Source organism: Arthrobacter sp. GMC3 (assembly GCF_002929305.1).
Classification (GTDB): domain Bacteria; phylum Actinomycetota; class Actinomycetes; order Actinomycetales; family Micrococcaceae; genus Specibacter.
In genome coordinates this window covers 1-643 of sequence record NZ_PJIO01000096.1, presented here as the reverse complement: position 1 = coordinate 643, position 643 = coordinate 1, and the positions used below count along the sequence as shown (strand labels likewise).

General features: G+C 35.9%; 1 pseudogene. It reads right to left on the bottom strand.

Annotation, left to right across the window (positions count from 1 at the left end):
* Positions 1-289: 289 nt before the first annotated feature.
* Positions 290-643: pseudogene (locus CXQ94_RS23820) on the bottom strand (hypothetical protein); the annotation flags it as partial.

Sequence of the window (643 nt, the reverse complement as noted above, 5' to 3'; positions counted from 1 at the left end):
GCGCTAAAAATACTAACGAAAAAAGGATTAATCCTAAAGATTAGGTGAAATAACACAAAAGTTTCTGTAATTGAGAACTTGAGGTTTTTTATTAACACATCAGGATCGCAAGTTGATATCATGAAAAGATAAACATTCAATGTTTACAATAAATTGCGGGGCATTCTCTGGTTAAATTTATGTAATAAAAATTATGCGGCAAATAAATTGCCGCAACATATTATACCAACAGTAACATACAAAAACTCAACAACAAATATTGCCGAGCATAAATCAACCCGGGAGTTACTTATTCTGAAGCGAGAAATTTGTCGAGATAAGGTACAACATAAGGAACAGAAGTCTGGAATATACCATTTTCAATCCAGTAAAGGGTGTTTGCCCCTGGGCGTAAATTAAAGGCGGTGAGATATGCATCAGCCGCTTCCCGGTTCATCCCCTTCATTTCATAAACCTTGCCAAGCAATACATAATTTAGCCAGGACATTTCAAGATCAATGCCAGTATTTATCGCCTGGTAAGACTCATCTGTTTTACCTTTTACCAGAGCACTGACCGCTTTTATTTGATATATAATGGACAGGTTATTCAATTCCGGTAGTGTAACAATGTTATCTATTTCTGTGTTCAGTGCTGCTAATTG